1 protein-coding gene is annotated in these 806 nt (G+C 61.8%); it reads left to right on the forward strand.

Annotation, left to right across the window (positions count from 1 at the left end; translation table 11 throughout):
- Positions 1 to 806 (forward strand): plasmid replication protein RepC (gene repC, locus EOA27_RS38565; RefSeq protein ID WP_245491393.1); only part of this gene is annotated, 806 nt, incomplete at both ends.

An 806-nucleotide genomic window follows, 5' to 3' on the forward strand; every position in this document is an offset into this window, starting at 1 on the left:
GGCCTACGGCTTCGATCTGTCACCGATCGTCGCGCGCGCCGAGGAGTTTGCCGAACTGGCTGAGACGGTTCAGGCCGAAAAGCGCGCATACAAGGCTGCCAGGGAGCGCCTGACGCTGTTGCGCCGGGACATCGTGAAGATGATCGACGCCGGCATCGAGGAGGGCGTTCCAGGCAATTGGGGCAAAATGACTCGGACCTACCAAGGCATCATCGAACGACTTCCCAGGACCGCCCCCCGACAACTCCTCGATGACATTTGCGAGGACCTTGATCTGCTCTGGATCGAAATCCGCGACGCACTGGAATCCTTCACGAAAACACAGAATCCGGACGCCAATGAGTCCCATTCCGGTCGCCACATACAGAATTCAAACCCAGACTGCATATCTGAATCTGAAAATGGCTTAGGAGATAAAGAAGAAGCGGGCGGCAGCGCCACGGAAACCGACAACCTGCACAGCTTGCCCAAGCGGGAGCTGCCCTTGGGGATCGTGCTGGACGCCTGCGGAAGCTGGCGAGAGCTGGCGAAGGACGCCGAAATCCGCAACTGGCGGGATTTTCTGGCGGCGGCGGAGGTCGCACGGCCGATGCTGGGGGTCAGTCCGAGCGCCTGGCGTGAGGCTTGCGAGTTTCTGGGCGAACGGCAGGCGGCGATCACCCTGGCGGCGATCTATCAGCGCGCCGGCGAGATCAACAACGCCGGCGGCTATCTGCGCAGCCTGACGGATCGGGCGCGCGAGGGAAAATTCTCGGCCTGGCCGATGGTCATGGCGCTGTTGCGCGCCAAACTGGACGCCGAAAAGA

Origin of the sequence: Mesorhizobium sp. M2A.F.Ca.ET.037.01.1.1 (assembly GCF_003998075.1) — a bacterium.
GTDB lineage: Bacteria > Pseudomonadota > Alphaproteobacteria > Rhizobiales > Rhizobiaceae > Mesorhizobium.